Origin of the sequence: Actinopolyspora mzabensis, from assembly GCF_900101095.1 — a bacterium.
GTDB lineage: Bacteria > Actinomycetota > Actinomycetes > Mycobacteriales > Pseudonocardiaceae > Actinopolyspora > Actinopolyspora mzabensis.
Genome location: NZ_FNFM01000004.1, coordinates 282,884 through 301,558, shown reverse-complemented (window position 1 = coordinate 301,558; position 18,675 = coordinate 282,884). Strand labels below are relative to the sequence as shown.

Here is an 18,675-nt window from a genome sequence, read left to right as displayed (position 1 = left end):
GTTCCGGAGCTCTTCGACACGACCGAGCTCTTCCGGTCCCGCGGACCCGGGTGAGGCTCCGATCGACCACGGCTACAGGAAGGCGGAATCATGCGAGGTGCCCACGAGAGCGACGGGGCATTGGAGTGGAACAACGGCCAGGAGACCCTTCGGATCGAACCCTGGGGCGGGGACAGCCTGCGGGTGCGAGCCGGATTCGCTCCGCTGGTCGACGATCTTCCGGGAGCGCTCGTCGAACGCCCCGGATCGGGCGAGGTTCCCGAAATAACCGTCGAGGAGTCCCTCGCCCGGATCACCAACGGTGCGCTGGCGGCCGAGATCGACACGGCGGGAATGCTGCGTTTCGTCGACACGAGTGACGGTACGGAACTGCTGGCTGAGCAACCCGCGCACTTCTGGTGGCCCGGCCCGCGGCTCTACGGGTCCAGCTCCGGCAGCAGCAGGCGCATGGAGCAGTGTTTCCGGGCCTACGACGGGGAGCGGATCTACGGGCTGGGGCAGCACACGCACGGACTGCTCGACCAGAAGGGGACCGTGCTGGATCTGGTGCAGCGCAACGCGGAGGTCTCCATTCCCTTCCTGCTCTCCAGCAGGGGATACGGCTTTCTGTGGAACAACCCGGCGGTCGGCAGGGTCGAGTTCGCGCACAACGGGACCAGGTGGGTGGCCGACAGCACCAGGCAGCTGGACTACTGGGTCACCACCGGCCGGACGCCTGCCGAGCTGCTGGGTAACTACACCGAGGTCACCGGCCGTCCCCCCGTGCTCCCGGAGTGGGCCGCCGGGTTCTGGCAGAGCAAACTGCGTTACCGCTCCCAGGAGGAGCTGTTGGAGGTGGTCCGGGAGTACCGGCGTCGCGAACTGCCGCTGTCGGTGATCGTCGCGGACTTCTTCCACTGGACGCACCTCGGCGAGTGGAAGTTCGACCCGGCGGAGTACCCGGACCCGGCGGCCATGCTGCGCGAGCTCGACGAGGCCGGAGTGCGCCTGATGGTCTCGATCTGGCCCTCGGTCAACCCGCTCAGCGAGAACTTCGAGCGAATGCGGCAGGAGGGATTGCTGGTCGAGACCGAGGCCGGAGTGCCCTACCACGCGCCGTGGCGGGACAAGGGGTTCGACGTCGAGATGCCCGTTGCCTTCTACGACGCCACGAACCCCCGGGCCCGCCGGTTCGTCTGGGACCGGGCGCGGGAGCACTACTACGACCTGGGAGTGCGGGTCTGGTGGTTGGACGCCTGTGAACCGGAGATCCGCCCCGGTACTCCGGAGAACCTGCGGTTCGCGGAGGGGCCGGGCCGGGAGGTGTTCAACCTGTATCCGCTGCGGCACGCGCAGGGATTCCACGACGGGATGCGGGAGGAGGGCGAGACCGAGATCGTGTCACTGTGTCGTTCCGCGTGGGCCGGCAGCCAACGCTACGGTGCGGCTTTGTGGTCCGGCGACATCGACGCCACCTTCGAGTCGCTGCGGGCTCAGGTGCGTGCCGGACTGAACGTCGCGTTGTCCGGGATTCCCTGGTGGACCACGGACATCGGCGGGTTCCACGGTGGCGATCCCGATTCGGAGTACTTCCGGGAGCTGGTGGTGCGGTGGTTCCAGTACGGGGTGTTCTGCCCGCTGTTCCGGCTGCACGGAAACCGTGATCCGCGGATGCCGCTGGGTCCGGAGATGACCGGTGGCCCCAACGAGGTGTGGTCGTTCGGCGAACAGGCCTACGAGTCGATCCGCGAGATGCTGTTCCTCCGGGAGCGGCTCCGGCCGTACCTGATGGAGCAGATGCGCGTGGCCCACGAACGCGGTCTGCCGCCGATGCGCCCGTTGTTCGTCGACTATCCGGACGACGAGGGTGCGTGGGATGTCGAGGACCAGTTCCTGCTGGGGCCGGACGTGCTGGTGGCTCCCGTGACCGAGTACGGCGCACGGGAGCGTTCGGTACGGCTGCCCAGCGGCGACAGGTGGGTCGGCGCTTGGGGAGGTCGGGCGTTCGACGGCGGCACCACGATCACGACCGAGGCTCCGCTGGAGACGGTGCCGGTGTTCCGCCGTGAGGGCGCGAGCGTGGAACTGGGCACGTAGGCGGGAAAACCGCAGTGGTGAGCTCCTGGTGCGCGGCGGGACGCTCGCCGCACGCACGGGCGCGCGATCCCCGTTGTGGGCTCCGCCCGGTTCCGGTGGCGTCGACGCGTGTCGGCACCACCGGAACCGGGAGCACACGGCCACTACGGGCCGCGCGCTCGGCGGGACGAAGCGGCACGAGGGCGGTTCGATGTGGCGGGACGGCGGTTACAGGTCCGAGCGCCCCTTCGTCTCCGGTCGGGGGCGGGTTGCCCACTCCGGCGGGCAGGAACGCTCGGGAGTTATTCGAAGGACGCCAGGAAGCTGCTCACCGCGGCTTCGGCGGCACCGAGCAGGTGCCCCTGCTCTCCCAGCCGAGCGCTGCCGAGCTCCACCGGCAGTTCGGGCAGTCCCCGGATGCGTTCGAGGTTGTAGCGCAGTTCGCCCTCGGCATACCGCAGCAGAGGCCGCAGCAGCCCCCCGAGCAGTACCAGCCCCGGATCGAAGATATTGATCATGTTGGCCAGGCCGGTCGCGACCGGTGTACAGAGCTGCCGGAACGCGTCGAGCGCTTCGGCTTCCCCCTGTTCGGCACGCTCGAACAGGCGCTCCAGTTCGGACTGTCTGTCGGCGGGCTCCACGACACCGATCCGCCGCAGCAGGGCATCGGCCCCGATCTCGGTTTCCCAGCACCCCCGAGCACCGCAGTGGCAGGTTCTGCCGCCGGGATTCGTGATCATGTGCCCGATCTCGCCCGCGTATCCGGTGTTGCCGGTGAGCAGCTGGTCGTGCGCCACGATCCCGGCGCCCACACCGACACCCGCGGAGACGTAAACCAGATCGGTTCGATCCCTGCCCGCACCGCGCCGGTGTTCGGCCAGGGCGGCCAGCCGGGCCTCGTTGCCGACCACCACCGGAGCCGTGATCTCCGCCAGCTCGCGCAGTCGTTGTCCGAGCGCCAGCTCGTGCCAACCGAGGTTGGGAGCGCGGGTGACCACCCCGTCCTCGTCCCGAACCAGGCCGGGCACCGCCACCCCCACCGCGATGGGCGGGGCCTCGGTGGTCGTCACGAGTTCCCGGACCAGTCTTGCGAGCTGCTCCAGTCCCGGGGTGGGGTCGCCGGGCACATGCTCGTGCTGGGTTGCCATCTCCTCGAGAACGTTGCCCCCCAACCCCACTCTGCCGATCCGTACGGTGTCCACGTCAACGGCTATGGCGAGGACGTAGGCGCGTTCGTCACGCAGCGAGACGATCAGCGGGGGACGCCCCCGGCCGGTCCTGCCCGGCTGCTGCTGGCTCGACCCGCTTTCCAGCACCAACCCGCGTTCGGTCAGCTCCCCCACCAGGTCCGCGATGGCGCTGCGGGTGAGCCCGGTCACCTGGCCGAGTCCGACCCGGCTGGTGGGGCCCCGCAGATGCAGGTGGCGCAGCAGCGCCCGGAGATTGTGACGTCGCAGGCTCGCCGGATCGCGGCCCTGCGCGGTCGATGCGGTCACGTGGTCCTCGCTTCACGGCTCATTGCTTCCCTCGCCAGTCAACGTTCGCCAGTCAACGTTGCACCGTTGCGCGGCGCCAACGGGTGTGGGGGTTGACACGCCGCTCATTTTGTTTTTACCTCTTACAAATAATATTTAACACGTCACAACGAAGGATCCGCGGCAGCGGCGAACCGGTGAACGACGGAATCCGGTCCCGCTGTCGAAACCGAACGACATTTGGCACCGAGTTGACGGAGAGCTGGATGAGACGACGACCGACACGTCTCCTGGTGACCCTCGGCCTGTGCGTGAGTTGTGCGCTGTCCACCGCACCCGCGCTGGCCCAGGAGAGAGCCGAAGAGACCCCCGTTTACCTGGACCAGAGCTACTCGGCCCGGGAACGTGCCGCCGACCTGGTCTCGCGGATGACGCCGTCCGAGAAGGCGTCACAGCTGATCAGCAGTCAGGCACCCGCCATCCCCCGGCTCGAGGTGCGTTCCTACGGCTGGTGGAACGAAGCGGCACACGGCGTCGCACGGGAGCAGTACAACGAGGAGGGCAACCCCGAGATACTGACCAACACCACCTCGTACCCGGTGAGCCTGTCCATGGGCTCCACCTGGAACCCCGACCTGATGTACCGGGTCGCGCAGGCCACCTCCAGCGAGGCCCGCGAGGTGGTACGTGACAACAGTCTCGACCTCAACTTCTACTCCCCCACCATCAACCTGAGCCGCGATCCGAGGTGGGGCCGCAACGACGAGACCTTCAGCGAGGACCCGGGCCTGACCGCGGCCATGGCCTCGCAGTACGTCAACGGCATGGAGGGCAAGGACAAGCAGGGCAACCTGCTGCCCTCCTCGGAGGGCTACCTCAAGACCAGCACCACGATCAAGCACTTCGCTGCGAACAACAGCGAGTTCAACCGGCTCACCGGCACGTCGAACATGGACGAGCGGACGCTGCGCGAGTACTACACGGCTCCGTTCAAGGAAGTGATCCGCGAAAGCTCGCCCGCTTCGATCATGACCGCCTACAACAGGGTCAACGGGGTGCCCGCCTCGGCCGACGTCGGTCTGCTGGACACGCTGGCCAGAAAGACCTTCGGGTTCGACGGGTTCTTCACCTCCGACTGCGACTCGGTCTACGAGATCCAGCACGGCCACCACTGGAAACCGGAGGGCGAGGAGGAACCGCTCGACCACATCGAGCGCAACGCCTACGCCAACGCGGCCGGTGTGGACCTCAACTGCAACCAGGGCTACCACGACGAGCACAACTTCGGTAACACGCTGCCCGAGGCCGCCCAGCAGAAGATCGAGACCCACAACGGCGTCTACACCGAGAACTTCATGGACGCCTCGTTGATCCGGATGTTCACGGTGCGGATCCGACTCGGCGAGTTCGACGACCCCGACCAGGTGCCCTGGGTCCAGCGCGCCAGGGAACGCGTTCCCAAGGGCAGCTGGGAGAACGCGGAGTCGAACGACGCGGTGACCCAGACACCGCAACGCCTGAACCTCGCCAGCGAGGCGGCTTCCGAATCAATAGTGATGCTGCGCAACAAGCCCACCGAGGAAGGTGGCAAGTTGCTGCCGCTGCGGATACCGGAGTCGGGGCAGTACCGGCTGGCGGTGATCGGTGACCACGCCAATCCGGAGCAGATGTATCTGGGTGGCTACTCCAGCGACCAGGGGCCGTCCGGCCGTGCCAACGGCGTCAACGGCTACGAGGGGCTCAAGCGGGCCGTCGAGGAGATCAACCCCGACGCGGTCGTGGACTACCTCCCCGGCACGAAGCCCGGTACCGAGCACCAGCTGAACCGGAACTCGGTGCGCGCCTCCGCCGACTTCGACGCGGTGGTCGTCTACGGCGGCACGGACGAGAGCACCGCCAAGGAGGACGAGGACCGGGAGACGCTGCGACTGCCGGAACCGCAGACGGAGCTGATCAACAAGGTAGCGGCGAACAACCCGAACACGGTGGTCTACATGGAGACCATCGGGGCTGTCGACGTGAGCAGCTTCGCCTCCGATGTGTCGGCGATGCTGTGGAGCTCCTACAACGGGCAGCGCAAGGGCGAGGCGCTGGCCGACGTGCTGCTCGGCGAGACCAACCCCAGCGGGCACCTGCCGTTCACCTGGTACCGGAACGATTCCCAGCTGCCGTCGATCGGCGACTACGGGATCAGGCCGACCGACTCGCAACCCGGCCGGACCTACATGTACTTCGACGGCCAGGCCGCCTACCCGTTCGGTCACGGACTCGGCTACACCGAGTTCGAATACGGTGATCTGCGGATCCACCGCGAACACGTCAACGCCAACGGCAAGGTCCGCGCCAGTGCGCGGATCACCAACACCGGAGATGTCGCGGGCTCCGACGTGGTGCAGCTCTACGCCGCCGCGTCGAAGGCGGACCGGGCCGAACGTCCGGACGAACGGCTCGTCGGCTTCGAGAAGGTCTCGCTCCGGCCGCACGAGAGCAAGCGTGTCGAGTTCACGATCCCGGTGCGTGAGCTGGCGCTGTTCGAGCAACAGCGGAACCGCTACGAGATCAGCGACAGTGGATACGAGTTCCGCCTGGCCCACTCGAGTTCTAGCTCGGACGCCGCCGACAGCGAGCGTGTGACGGTGCACGGCGAGCTACGCCCGACTCCCGCCGCTGTGAGCACCACACCGCGGGCTGCCGGGGACGCCGAGCGCGGGATCACGGTGCGCAGGGTCTTCGATCGCGACACCGTGGTCCGGCCGCGCACGACGGTCTCGTTCGACGACGGCACGCTCGTCGGACATGTCGCGGACGAGCGCGACAAACCCCTGCCTCCCGGAATGCGGGTGCACTACCGCAGCAACCGACCGGGGGTGGTGTCGGTGGATCCGCACGGGGTGATTCGCACCCGTGATTCCGGAGTCGCCACGGTCACCGCGACCGTGCGCTATCGCGGTCACACCGAATCGACGGAGTTCGTCGTCAAGGTTCGGTGACCGAGTCGGGGAGCCGGTGGTCACCGGCTCCCCACCCGTCCCCAGTGGACGGCAATGCCGTTCCCCTGAAAGGAGCAACAAGTGAGCGACTACTCACCCGCCGCGGCCGACAAGTTCTCATTCGGACTCTGGACGGTCGGTTTCCAGGGAGCCGATCCGTTCGGAGCTCCCACTCGGCCGGAACTCGACCCGGTGCGGGCGGTACACCGCCTGGCGGAGTTGGGAGCCTGGGGAGTCACGTTTCACGACGACGACCTGATCCCGTTCGCGGCGGACGAGTCCGAGCGGCAGCGGGTGATCTCGCGGTTCCGCGAGGCGCTGGACGAGACCGGCATGACCGTGCCGATGATCACCACCAACCTGTTCGGACACCCGGTCTTCAAGGACGGTGGCCTGACGGCCAACGACAGGGACATACGCCGGTTCGCACTGCGCAAAATGCTGCGCAACGTCGAACTCGCCGCCGAACTCGGCGCGAAGACCTTCGTCGCCTGGGGTGGTAGGGAAGGCGCCGAGACCGACGCGGGGATCGACGCCCGTGCGGCCTTCGCCCGCTACAAGGAGGGCATCGACACGGTCTGCGAGTTCGTTCGGGACCGCGGCTACGACCTGCGGTTGGCGCTGGAGCCCAAACCCAACGAACCGCGTGGCGACATCCTGCTGCCGACGGTGGGACACGTGCTCTCGTTCATCGAGCAGCTCGAACACCCCGACATGGTCGGTGTGAATCCGGAGGTCGGTCACGAACAGATGGCCGGGCTCAACTACGTGCACGGCATAGCCCAGGCACTGTGGGCGGGCAAACTGTTCCACCTGGATCTCAACGGCCAGCACGGCGCCAAGTTCGACCAGGACCTCCGGTTCGGCGCGGGCGACCTCAAGAGCGCGTTCTTCACGGTCGACCTGCTGGAGAACGCAGGCTACCAGGGGCCGAGGCACTTCGACTTCAAACCCTCGCGCACCGAGGACGACGAGGGTGTGTGGACCTCGGCTGCGGGGTGCATGCGCAACTACCTGATCCTGCGGGAGAGGGCGGCGGCCTTCCGCGCCGACCCGCGAGTCCGGGAGGCGCTGCAGGCGTCCCGAGTGGACGAACTCGCTCGTCCCACGCTCGCCTCCGGCGAGAAGCCCGAGGAACTGCTGAGCGCCTCGGAAGGGTTCGACCCGGATGAGGCGGGTAAGCGCGCCATGCACTACGAGTGGCTGGATCAGCTCGCGCTGGAGCACCTGATGGGGCTGAGCTGACCCCACGCTCCACAGCCGCGGGGCGACTGCCACCGGCGGCAGGCAACACTCGTGTCGAGCGCGTGTGTGACGAGCACACGCGCTCGACGCGTGTCGTCACGTACGAGAACGAGACCCGAGCGCGCCCGTGAGGTGCTCTCCTGGTCACCGCGAAAGGAGTCGTCGTGTTCGTTCTGGGGATGGATTCCTCCACCCAGTCCACGAAGGCGCTGGTCGTCGACGCCGAGGACGGCAGCGTCGTCGCCGAGGGCAGGGCCTCCCACCCACCGCACTCCGAGATAGATCCGGAGGTGTGGTGGCGGGCTTGCGGCGAGGCCGTGCGGCAGGCGGTCGATGCCGCCCCCGGTCCCGTCGAAGCCGTGTCCGTGGCCGGACAGCAACACGGCATGGTCGCGCTCGACTCCGCGGGCACGGTGCTGCGGGACGCACTGCTGTGGAACGACACCCGTTCGGCGCCGCAGGCAGAGCGGCTGACGGAACGGCACGGCTCAGCGGCACTGGCCGAACGCACCGGGCTGGTCCCGGTGGCGAGCTTCACGCTCACCAAACTCGCCTGGCTCGCCGAGAACGAACCCGCCAACGCGGCGCGGTTGGACCGGGTGCTGCTGCCGCACGACTGGCTGACCTGGCGGTTGTCCGGGAGTCCGGATCGTGCCGTCACCGATCGCGGGGACGCCTCGGGAACCGGCTACTTCTCCCCCGCTTCGGGGGAATGGCTGCCGGAACTGTGCCGCGAGGTGCTGTCCGACCGTGCCCCGCGGCTGCCCGAAGTGCTCTCCCCGAACGAACCCGCCGGGGAGGTCACCGAGCTCGAAGAGCTGCGCGGGGCGACCCTGGGGCCGGGCACCGGCGACAACATGGCCGCGGCGCTCGGCCTCGGCATCGAACCCGGTGATGTGGTCGTCTCCGTCGGAACCTCGGGTACCGCCTTCGCGGTGACCGAACAACCGGGTGGCGACCCCACGGGAGCGGTGGCCGGATTCTGCGACGCGACCGGCCGTTACCTACCGCTGATCGCCACGCTGAACGCGGCCCGGGTGCTCGACTCGACGGCGAACGCGCTGGGCACAGACCTCGCCGGGTTGGACGAACTCGCGCTGCGGGCCGAACCCGGCGCTGCGGGGCTGACGCTGTTGCCCTATCTCGACGGCGAGCGCACCCCCAACCTGCCCGACGCCACGGGCACGTTGACCGGAATGCGCACCGGCAATCTGACCCCGGAGAACATGGCACGCGCGGCCGTGGAGGGAATGCTCTGCGGACTCGCGGACGGGATCGACGCGCTGCGGAACGTGGGGGTGACCGTGCGGCGGGTACTGCTGATAGGGGGCGCCGCCGAGTCGGCCGCGGTGCGCGCTATCGCTCCGATGCTGTTCGGAGTGGACGTGCAGGTACCGGAGGCGGCCGAGTACGTCGCCCTCGGCGCCGCCAGACAGGCCGCCTGGGTGGCCAAGGGCTCCGAGGCGCCACCGGATTGGCCGTTGCGTTGCGAATCGCACGAGGCCCGGGACGTGGGTCGTGGGGAGGAGATCCGCGAGAAGTACCGCGATGCCGTACAGCGGGTGTACGGCTAGTCCGAACCGGACGGCTTGGTGGGACCGAGATGGTCCCACCGAGCGCCACGGGAGGGGATTTCCGTGTACTCGCGTTGATGGCAGAGGGCCACGACAACGGCCCCGAGCAGTGAGAGCACGGCCGAAACGAGGGCCGCATAGGTCATTCCGATGGCGAAGTCCCGGCCCGGTTCCTGCCCGCCCGGAGCCAGCGAGAGCATCGCGGCGATCAGCGCAATCCCCAGCGACGAGCCGACGTAGCGGGCGGTGTTGTTGGCTCCGGAGCCCATCGCCACCCGGTGGTTCGGCACACTCCGCACAGCCAGCCCAGCCAGGGCAGCGTTGGCGAATCCACTCCCGACCCCGGCCAGCGCCAGCCCCGGGACCAGCCACCACCACGAGGACCACTCGGTGATCCCGACCAGGGCAAGCTCACCGAGACCGCACAGGGCCAGTCCACCCGCGACCTGATGCCGGGCACCGAGTACTCCGATCAACCGACGAGCCTGCGGTGCCACCACGAAGGAGAGACCAGACCAGACCCCGAGGATGCCCGCACCCGCGAGTGGGCCAAGACCGAGCACCCGCTGTGCCGCCGCTGGTACGTAGGTCATGAACCCGATCACCGCGACACCGATCATCACCGCTCCCACCGTGGCGGCGAGGAACGCAGGACGCCGCAACAGTTCCAGTTCCAGCATCGGCTCCGCGACCGTTCGTTCTACCAGTACGAAGGCGATCAGCAGTACCAGCCCGAACGCGAGGAACACCAATACCTTCGGCTGTGCCCAACCCTGCCGACTCTCGGTGAGGGCCGCCACCAGGAGAGCGAGACCACCGCCGAGGGTGACCACTCCGGCGATGTCGAGCCCGCGTGGATGATCGCTGCGGGATTCCTCGAGACTCAGCGCCGCCCAAAGTGTCAGCAGGGCGGCGAGAATCGCGATGACCCAGTAGGCAGCGGGCCAGGCGGCGACCTTGATCAACAGTGCCGAGAACACCGGCCCCACGGCGATACCGGCACCCACCATCGCTCCCCACAGCCCCGTGGCTCGCGCCTGCTCCGGACCGGGGACGAAGACGTGGCCCAACAGCCCGAGTCCCGAGGCAAGCAGGGCAGCGCTGGCACCACCCTGCACGATGCGGGCGAGCACGAACATCACTGTGGTGGGTGCGAGGGCGCACGCCACGCTGGAGAGCCCCAGCAACGCACCGCCGAGTACGAAGACCCGCTTACGCCCGAAATCGTCGGCCAGGCTCCCGGAAACCAGCAGGAACACAGCCAGCCCGAGGCTGATACTGCCCAGGATCCAGGTCCGGCCCGAGGCTCCGGAGTCGAGGTCCGCACCGATGATCCCCACTGTCGAGACCGGCGCGGTGAAGTTGATGAGAACAAGCAGGGTGGCCACGCACGACAACGTCAGCGTCACCCACGCTGCCACGGCTCGGTCGGCCACGGATTCGGTCGTCACTACTACTCCCCGAAGTTCGGTGACTGAACTGTTCGGTGATCACACTAGCAGTGTTGGTTCAATGAGCGAACTCAAACATTCGAAAGGTGAATTGTTAGAATGGTCGCGTGGGATTGGGACGTGGCTACTCGAGACAGGACTGCTCACTGGCACACGCGCTGGAAGCGCTCGGGGAACGTTGGACACTTCTCGTGCTTCGCGACTGCTTCTACGGGGTGAGGCAGTTCAAGGACTTCCAGGCACATCTGGACATTCCGCGCGCCGTGCTGGCCGATCGGCTGAAAACACTCACCGCCAGGGGAGCACTCGAACGGCGGGAGCACTCGAACGGGGTGCACTACCTGCTCACCGAGCAGGGGATGGAACTGTGGCCCGCGATATTCTCCCTCGCCCAGTGGGGCGAACGCTGGCTCTCCCCACACGGTTCCCGTCGCGTCTTCAGCCACGCCGACTGCGACACCGACCTGGAGGCCACCGGCCACTGTCCCACGTGCGGCGCTTTCCCCGGCCCCGGCGAACTGCTGGTCCGGGAAGGCCCCGGAGCGGACCCCACCCTGCGGGACGACCGAGTCAGCGCGGCACTCCGCCGTGGCCCGCACCGCCTGTTGACCAACCCGTTCCCGGAACCCGACTACGCGGGCACGGCGGGCGTCTGAACGGCGAGCCCGGAGAAACGACCGGAATTCGACGCCGCTGGGCCTTCCGCCACACTGCGACGAATCCCGAGACGCCCTCCTGAGTGACTCAACGACGGGCGGTGCCGCTGCCGGCTACCGGTGTGTAGGTTGGCGCGGAAACATCGGCGTCGGCCACGGAGGATCCATGCAATCGATCGAGCTGAACGGGACGAGCCCGACCGTGCGGGACGGGGCCTGGGTGGCTCCGACCGCCACGTTGGCCGGTGCGGTCACCCTGGCGGAGGGGGCGAGCGTCTGGTACGCCTCGGTCGTACGCGCCGACTGCGACAGCATCTCGATCGGGCGCCACAGCAATCTCCAGGACGGCTGCGTCGCACACGCCGACCCCGGAATCCCGGTGGAGCTCGGCGAGTACGTCTCGGTGGGTCATCGCGCGGTGCTGCACGGCTGCACCGTCGAGGACAACGTGCTGGTGGGCATGAGCGCCACCGTGCTCAACGGGGCGCGCGTCGGTTCCGGCAGCATCATCGCGGCGGGCACCGTGATCCTGGAGGGCACCGAGATCCCGCCGAACTCGCTGGTGGCGGGTGTGCCGGGCAAGGTACGCCGCGAAACCACCGGGGAGGAGCGAGAGCTCATCACGGCCAACGCCCAGCACTACCTCACGCTCAAGAACCAGCACTCCGAAGCGACGAACTGAAGAACCGATCCGGAGAGTTCTCCTACCCGGCGCCCGGAAGCATCCGCGCCGGCACGGCGAAGCCGCCGAAGCGCTGAGCCACAAAGCGACAGGGCGGTTCAGCGGCCCGGCACCGGAGGTAGCGTTGTCGGCCATGAACGATGGGAACGAAACCGGCCACGACTGGGGAGAACCACGCAGCAAGACCGTCACCTGGTACGACCCCACCACGGGTGCCCGCGCGGCCACCGGCATGTCCGGACTGGACTACCTGTCGGCGATGCATCGCGGCGAGCTGCCGCCACCACCGATCAGCGCACTGTTCGGTGACATGCGGATCAGCAGCGTGGCCGAGGGCGAGGTGGAGTTCAGCTGCCTCCCCGACGAGTCGGCCTACAACCCGATCGGCATGGTGCACGGCGGACTGGCCTGCACCCTGCTCGACTCGGTGACCGGCTGTGCCGTGCACAGCACGCTTCCCGCCGGTACGGGCTACAGTTCGGCCGAGATCAAGGTCAGCTACCTGCGCGCCATCCACCTCGACACCGGAGAACTCCACGCCCTCGGCAGGGTTACCAAACCGGGACGACAGGTGGCGTTCGCGGAGGGCGAGCTCCGGGATTCGACGGGCAAACTGCTCGCCACGGCATCGAGCACCTGTACCGTTCTCGGTTGACCTCGGGCCCGGCCGGGCCCGAACATCCGGTGCGCGCCGGCGGCAACCACCACCTCGCCCCATCGGGAACCGCTCAGCCCGCCAGCGAGCCGCCGGTGGAATCCGGTGCGGAGCTCAGCGCGCGGGAGATCCCGCGAGCTGCCATCCGCACGGCCGGAGCCAGCGAGCTCGGCCGGACGCTGCCGAAACGCAGCACCACCGAGAGCGCCGCCACCACCGCACCGGAGCCGTCGAAGACGGGCGCTGCCACCGAGAGGGCGTCGGAGGTCACCTGCCGGTCGCTGACCGCGAACCCGTCCCTGCGAACGTCTGCCAGCACCCTTCGCACCCGCTCCGGGTCGGTCAGCGTGTGGGAGGTGAACCGGCGCAGCGGCGCCGCCAACACGCGTTGGCGGACCTCGGACGGAGCGTGCGCGAGCAGCACCAAGCCCACACCGGTCGGCGGCATCGGAAACCTGCCACCGATTCTGGTCCGCACTCCCACCGAGGCGCGCCCGGCGAGCCGTTCCACGAACACGACCTCCTCGTCGGCCCTGACCCCCAACTGCACGTTTTCCCTGGTGACCTCGTAGAGATCCTCCATGTAGGGCAGCGCCACCTCGCGCAGTCCGGGCCCTCGCGGGGCCAGCGCGGCGATCTCGAACAGCGCCAGTCCGACCCGGTAGCGACGATCGGAACCGCGTTCCAGAACTCCCCGCTCGGTGAGCTCACCGACCAACCGGTGCACCGTGGTCATGGCCAGTCCGGATCGGTGTGCGATCTCGCTGAGCGTCAATTCCGCGCTGCCTGATCTGAAGGCCGACAGCAGCATGAACAGCTTCCCGGTGACGGAACGGTCGTCGCGCCCGGCGGCCCCCTCCCTGGTCGGTGCCATACCACGCTCCCTGCAGTCGGCTCCCTGCACTCGGTTCGAGTGCGACGAGACCGTCGCCCTCACGGACCCTTGGGGACCGCTGGCCGCGAGTCACCCCACCGGGCCTCTCACCTGCTCGCCACGTTCTCCGGAACCGGACATCCGTCCGAGGATGATCCGGATCACTCCTACACGAAACCGGATTTTCCGTTCAACGGAAACGAAATCACGAGCGTCCAGGGTCCCATCACGTCCGGCCGACGCGGAACCGCTGCGCAACGAGCTCCCCCTGTTTCGAAACCAACAAGTTCCACAAAGGGTGCCCTACTGTCGCGGTCATGGCACAACGTTCTTTCCCGCCCTACCGGGCCGACCACGTGGGCAGCCTGCTGCGCCCCTCGTACCTGCACTCGGCACGCGAGAAGTTCGCGGCGGGCGAGCTGTCCGCCGAGGCGCTGCGCGAAACCGAGGACCGCGCGGTACGTGAGGTGGTGGCCATGCAGGAGGACATCGGGCTTTCCACCGCGACCGACGGTGAGTTCCGCCGCTCCACGTGGCACATGGACTTCATCTACAAGCTGGACGGCATCAACGCCAGTGACTCCACGATGTCCGTGCGGTTCCACAACGAAGCGGGTGACATCGAGTTCGCCCCCTCGGCAACCCGGATCGACGGGAGGATCCGACTCGGGGAACCGATCTTCGGCGAGGACTTCGCCTACCTGGCCGCTCAGGTCAGCACGGCCACCCCCAAGCTGACGATGCCCTCGCCGAGCATGGTCCACTACCGGGGCGGCCCCGCGGCGATCAGTCCGGAGGTGTACCCGGACATCGAGCAGTTCTGGAACGACCTCTCGGCCGCCTACGCCGACCAGATCCGGGCCATGGCCGCCAGGGGCTGCAAGTACCTCCAGCTCGACGACACCAGTCTGGCCTACCTCAACGATCCGGCCCAACGCGCCCAACTGGCCGAGCGCGGCGACGACGCCGAGCACCAGCACCTGCGCAACATCAAGCAGATGAACGCGGCCCTCGCCGCTCGTCCGGCCGACATGGCGGTGACCACGCACATGTGCCGGGGCAACTTCCGCTCCTCGTGGGTGGCCGAGGGCGGCTACGAGTTCGTCGCGGAGGCGGTGTTCAACGAGCTCGACGTGGACGGATTCTTCCTGGAGTTCGACGACGAACGTTCGGGAGGGTTCGCCCCACTGCGCTTCGTCCCCGACGACAAGATGGTCGTGCTCGGGCTGGTCACCACCAAACGCGGCGAGCTGGAGTCCAAGGACGCGCTGAAACGGCGTATCGAAGAAGCCACCAAATACATCGACATCGACCAGCTCTGCCTGTCACCGCAGTGCGGATTCGCCTCCACGCAGGAGGGCAACGCGCTGGACCACGAACAGCAGGCGGCCAAGCTGCGACTGATCGTCGAAACCGCGCGTGAGGTGTGGGGCGACTGATCCGGAGACCGCTCGGAGCGGCGCCCCCGGCACGCGGCGGAGTCTCGTCGTCATTGCACCGCCGAGTCCCGGGGGCGCCTGCCGCAGCACACGACGAGGACGATCCCCCACCACGCGTATGCTCCATTCGAGCGAACTCGATCAACGGCGGTACCCCGATGCCAGGTCCAACCGGTAGGCACGGGACTTGACCGCGCGATCCGGTCACCCGGTCGGCACCGACCGCCGCCGTCACTGCCCGAGCGGTGAACCCCACGGCAGCGGCACGACGCCGGTCACCGGCGGCGCCGGAGCTCGCGCGGCCGTATCGGCGCAATCGACCTCGTCGAGGGGGCTCGGTCATGACCGGTGAGGAAAAGGCACTGCTCGGCGCGCTCGGTGTGGTGGCCGCGATCGTCCCGTTGGTGCTGGGGCTGACTGCGGGATGGCCGGCGTGGCTGTGGCTGCCGTTGGCGTTGGCGTTGGCTGCGGCCCCACAGCCGCTGGGCAGGCGGATCAGCAGGCGGCGCGAGGAACAACGTATCCGTGAGGAGATGCGGCAGCAGCAGGAACAGCGACAGCAACAACCACCCGAACAGGCTCCCTCCACTCACCCTTCGCACCAGGTCGAGGGGCTGTGGGTGCCCACCCAACATCCGGAGTACCGGCTGCTGTTGTCGGCCACGGTGCACTGGATAGCGGCTCCCGGCGCAGCGGGCCCTTCTCCGGAGCGACAGCAGGCCATCGCGGTGGACGCGGTCTACCGACGTGCCTGCGCGGTGACCGCGGAGACCGGAGCGCTGGATCACGGGATCACCACTCATCGACTGCGGGACGCACTGGGGGTGATGCGGCAGGACCCGGCGGGGCACCTGCAGGCTTGGGCGCAGGACGTATCGCTGACGATGCGGGAGACCGACGAACAGCGGCTGCGCGCACTCGGCGATGTGGCCAAGGACGAGGAGATACGACAGCGCAGGCGCGACGGGGAACGCGGTTATCGCGAGTACCTGACCAACGACGCGCTCAAGGACACCGCCAACGCGGTGGTGTGGTGGCTCGCGCAGGAGGATGTGTCCAGGCAACGGCTGGAGGAGGCGGTGGGGTTGGTCGACACACTCTCCCAACTGTCGGCGCTGGCCCACAGTCCGGAGGAAGCCACGCGGCACGGTGCGGCCTCGGCCCAGTGGGTCCCCGCCACCGGTTTCTTCACCTCGGACACCGCTGTGAGCGGCACCACGTTCGCACGCCGGACTTTCGCCTCGGGCGGGGAGACCGCGCCGCCGGAAATCTCGGGAATGGACGAAGCACAGGACCGCACGAGCATTCGGGTGCTGTTCGCCAGACACATGATCGAGGCGAGCCATCCCGAGGACGACGAACAGCGGCCACTCTTCGCGCGTCGACTGGCTGATGTGCTCGACGAGCACGAGATGTCGCGGGAGGCAACCGAGATCCGAGCGGAGTACGAGAGCGACGGCGAGCCGGAGAACTCCGAACAGAACACCACGGTGATTCCCGGGGACGAACTGGACCAACACCGGTACGGACTGGATCAGTAGCGGGGCCGTCGGGCCGCTGTTCCGGTGACGTTCGACCCTAGTCGCCCTCGGCCGGGCTACAACAGGGTTACCTGTGAGAGTTCCTCTCCCCTCGCGGGAGAGACAGGTTCTTTCCGAGCGGAGCGAAAAGATGTTGCCACCGGATCAACAACACATCGTGGTAGGCGTCGACGGGTCGATATCCGCACTGCAGGCGGCACTGTGGGCATCCGAGGAAAGTGTCCGCACCGATTCCGCGCTGTGCCTGGTGGTGGTCCACGAGGACGAAGCGCTCCAGTACTACGCGGCCCGGACGGTCGAGGAAGTGTCCGCGCGCTGCCGGACGCTGCGGCCGGAACTGTGCGTGGTGACCAGTGTGGTGCTGGGTGATCCGGTGGAGTGTCTGATCCGTGAGTCCCGCAACGCTCACGAACTGGTGCTCGGCGGGCTCGGTGGAAAACCACTCGGCTCGGTCAGCGCCGCCGTCGCCGGACGCGCCCACTGCCCCGTGGTGCTGACCAACGGCACGAGCGGCTCGTGGAACGGCCCCGTGGTGGTGGGGCTCCACGAGGACGGGGACGATGCTCCCCTGCTGCAGTACGCCTTCGAGGCGGCAGCGCTACGCGAGGATCCTCGGCTCGAAATCGTAAGATCCTGGCACGAGTCCGACTACGGGGAGACGGTACGAACACCGCTGTCACCCCACCACGGGGAACGGCTGCGACAGGCATTGGAGCACTGGCTGTCCGAACGGTCGGACGGTTGGGCCGAGAAGTATCCGGAAGTGCGAGTCAGCCGGAGCGTACGGGGCGGCCAGCCGGTTCCGGTACTCACGAGAACCAGTGAGAACGCCGCGCTGCTGATCGTTGGCCGCGGAACCGACGGAAACCTCGCCCGAAACGGGTCCGGCTCCACGCTCATCGGAGTGACTCGGCACGCGAATCGCCCCGTGGCGGTAGTGCCACTAGGATCGCCATCCGGCACGTAGACCGGTTGACCACCGGGGCGGCATCTGTCGGACCACAGCGGTTCCGGGAGAAGCGTCGAGGACGAGGCGCGTCCGCTCCGCGGAACGAGTCGGCCCGGTGCGGAATGCTCAGGTTTCGAGATACCCCAGCTGGGCCGAGAGCTCCTTGGAGGCCACCGTCATCGCGTCGACGAGTTCACGCATCCTTCTGCGGGAGAACCGGTAGGATGGTCCGGAAGCGCTCAGCGCTGCGATGACCCCACCGTTGTGGTTGTACACGGCGACCGCCGCCGCGTTCAGTCCCAGTTCGAGCTCCTCGTAGCTGGTCGCGTAACCGTCGCGTTCGATGGCCTGGAACTCCTTGCGGAGCTCTTCGGAATCGGTGATGGTTCGCGCCGTGTAGCGTTGCAGTTCCTCACCGAGCAGATCCTCCCGATCCTCGGTGGGGGCGTGCGCGAACAGCACCTTGCCGCTCGAAGTGGCATGCAGCGGTGTTCGCTGTCCCACCCAGTTGTGCGCGGTGACGGAAGCTGTGCCGCGCGCCTGGCTGATATTGATCGCCACGTCATGATCCCGGATGGCGATGTTGACGGTCTCGCCGAGTTCGGCGGCGAGCGAGTCACAGTACGGTGCGCCGAGGCGCGGCAGGTCCATCCGTTCGGTGGCTGCGCCCGCGAGGCGGACCACCCCGAATCCGATGACGTATTTGCCCCTGTCCTTGAGCTGTTCCACCAGGCCACGTGTTTCCAACACACTGACCAGCCTCGACGCGGTGGACTTGTGCACGCCCAGTTCTCCGGCGATCTCGGTTATGCCGACCTCGCCGTTGCGTGCCACGAGTTCCAGGATCGTCACGGCACGGTCCACCGACTGAACCAAGGCCCCCGATCCTCTGCCTCGTGCGTCCGCTGATTCACTCACGACTCAACCGTATCCGTCCGGGGACAATTGCCGGAACCAACCGTCCTCGTCGGTCCACCGCCCGACTTTCCCGGCAGTCGCCCAACAAACCGTGCGCGGTTCCGTTATACGCAACATAGCGCTCGCCTCGTGGCGAACCCGGCGGCACCGGCGAGTTCACCGGCTGCGACA

14 protein-coding genes are annotated in these 18,675 nt (G+C 67.8%); 10 read left to right on the top strand and 4 right to left on the bottom strand.

The features are described 5' to 3' along the window. Nucleotides 1-90 precede the first annotated feature (90 nt). Nucleotides 91-2,076 (top strand): glycoside hydrolase family 31 protein, encoded by a 1,986-nt coding sequence (locus tag BLR41_RS08500; protein WP_092627441.1) that lies wholly within the window; start codon nucleotides 91-93, stop codon nucleotides 2,074-2,076. Nucleotides 2,077-2,357: 281 nt separating this feature from the next. On the opposite strand, the gene BLR41_RS08495 is transcribed toward BLR41_RS08500, so the two are convergent. Next, nucleotides 2,358-3,551: an ROK family protein gene (locus BLR41_RS08495; RefSeq protein WP_092627440.1), complete on the bottom strand. Its 1,194-nt coding sequence runs from the start codon at nucleotides 3,549-3,551 to the stop codon at nucleotides 2,358-2,360. A gap of 245 nt (nucleotides 3,552-3,796) precedes the next feature. Between BLR41_RS08495 and BLR41_RS08490 the strand changes: the two genes are divergently transcribed. The 3 genes from BLR41_RS08490 to xylB all read left to right on the top strand — a co-directional run bounded on the left by BLR41_RS08490 (nucleotide 3,797) and on the right by xylB (nucleotide 9,339). Beyond that, complete coding sequence (locus BLR41_RS08490; RefSeq protein WP_092627439.1) at nucleotides 3,797-6,520, top strand: glycoside hydrolase family 3 C-terminal domain-containing protein; 2,724 nt, start codon at nucleotides 3,797-3,799, stop codon at nucleotides 6,518-6,520. Between the two features lie 81 nt (nucleotides 6,521-6,601). Further along, complete coding sequence (xylA, locus tag BLR41_RS08485) at nucleotides 6,602-7,765, top strand: xylose isomerase (protein ID WP_092627438.1); 1,164 nt, start codon at nucleotides 6,602-6,604, stop codon at nucleotides 7,763-7,765. Nucleotides 7,766-7,944: 179 nt separating this feature from the next. Beyond that, entirely contained in the window at nucleotides 7,945-9,339 is a 1,395-nt protein-coding gene (gene xylB, locus BLR41_RS08480) for a xylulokinase (protein WP_092627588.1), read from the top strand. On the opposite strand, the gene BLR41_RS08475 is transcribed toward xylB, so the two are convergent. Beyond that, nucleotides 9,336-10,790: an MFS transporter gene (locus BLR41_RS08475; protein ID WP_218120008.1), complete on the bottom strand. Its 1,455-nt coding sequence runs from the start codon at nucleotides 10,788-10,790 to the stop codon at nucleotides 9,336-9,338. The genes xylB and BLR41_RS08475 overlap by 4 nt on opposite strands. A 107-nt stretch (nucleotides 10,791-10,897) precedes the next feature. On the opposite strand from BLR41_RS08475, the gene BLR41_RS08470 reads away from it, so the two are divergent. From BLR41_RS08470 to BLR41_RS08460, 3 genes are all read left to right on the top strand, one after another. Beyond that, nucleotides 10,898-11,446, top strand: a complete 549-nt coding sequence (locus BLR41_RS08470) for a winged helix-turn-helix transcriptional regulator (RefSeq protein WP_092627437.1) — start codon at nucleotides 10,898-10,900, stop codon at nucleotides 11,444-11,446. 166 nt (nucleotides 11,447-11,612) lie between these two features. Further along, nucleotides 11,613-12,128, top strand: coding sequence for a gamma carbonic anhydrase family protein (locus BLR41_RS08465; RefSeq protein WP_092627436.1), 516 nt, complete (start codon nucleotides 11,613-11,615; stop codon nucleotides 12,126-12,128). 133 nt (nucleotides 12,129-12,261) lie between these two features. After that, on the top strand, nucleotides 12,262-12,783 hold the full coding sequence (locus BLR41_RS08460; protein WP_092627435.1) for a PaaI family thioesterase: 522 nt from the start codon (nucleotides 12,262-12,264) through the stop codon (nucleotides 12,781-12,783). 73 nt (nucleotides 12,784-12,856) lie between these two features. On the opposite strand, the gene BLR41_RS08455 is transcribed toward BLR41_RS08460, so the two are convergent. Next, nucleotides 12,857-13,657: an IclR family transcriptional regulator gene (locus BLR41_RS08455; protein ID WP_092627434.1), complete on the bottom strand. Its 801-nt coding sequence runs from the start codon at nucleotides 13,655-13,657 to the stop codon at nucleotides 12,857-12,859. A 317-nt stretch (nucleotides 13,658-13,974) separates the two neighbouring features. On the opposite strand from BLR41_RS08455, the gene BLR41_RS08450 reads away from it, so the two are divergent. From BLR41_RS08450 to BLR41_RS08440, 3 genes are all read left to right on the top strand, one after another. Further along, complete coding sequence (locus tag BLR41_RS08450) at nucleotides 13,975-15,096, top strand: 5-methyltetrahydropteroyltriglutamate--homocysteine S-methyltransferase (RefSeq protein ID WP_092627433.1); 1,122 nt, start codon at nucleotides 13,975-13,977, stop codon at nucleotides 15,094-15,096. A gap of 341 nt (nucleotides 15,097-15,437) precedes the next feature. After that, nucleotides 15,438-16,637 carry a hypothetical protein gene (locus tag BLR41_RS08445; protein WP_092627432.1) on the top strand — a complete coding sequence of 400 codons (1,200 nt, stop codon included), beginning with the start codon at nucleotides 15,438-15,440 and terminating at the stop codon, nucleotides 16,635-16,637. Nucleotides 16,638-16,767: 130 nt separating this feature from the next. Beyond that, nucleotides 16,768-17,604: a universal stress protein gene (locus tag BLR41_RS08440; RefSeq protein ID WP_092627431.1), complete on the top strand. Its 837-nt coding sequence runs from the start codon at nucleotides 16,768-16,770 to the stop codon at nucleotides 17,602-17,604. A 108-nt stretch (nucleotides 17,605-17,712) separates the two neighbouring features. On the opposite strand, the gene BLR41_RS08435 is transcribed toward BLR41_RS08440, so the two are convergent. Beyond that, nucleotides 17,713-18,450: an IclR family transcriptional regulator gene (locus tag BLR41_RS08435; RefSeq protein ID WP_176797896.1), complete on the bottom strand. Its 738-nt coding sequence runs from the start codon at nucleotides 18,448-18,450 to the stop codon at nucleotides 17,713-17,715. Between the last annotated feature and the right edge of the window lie 225 nt (nucleotides 18,451-18,675).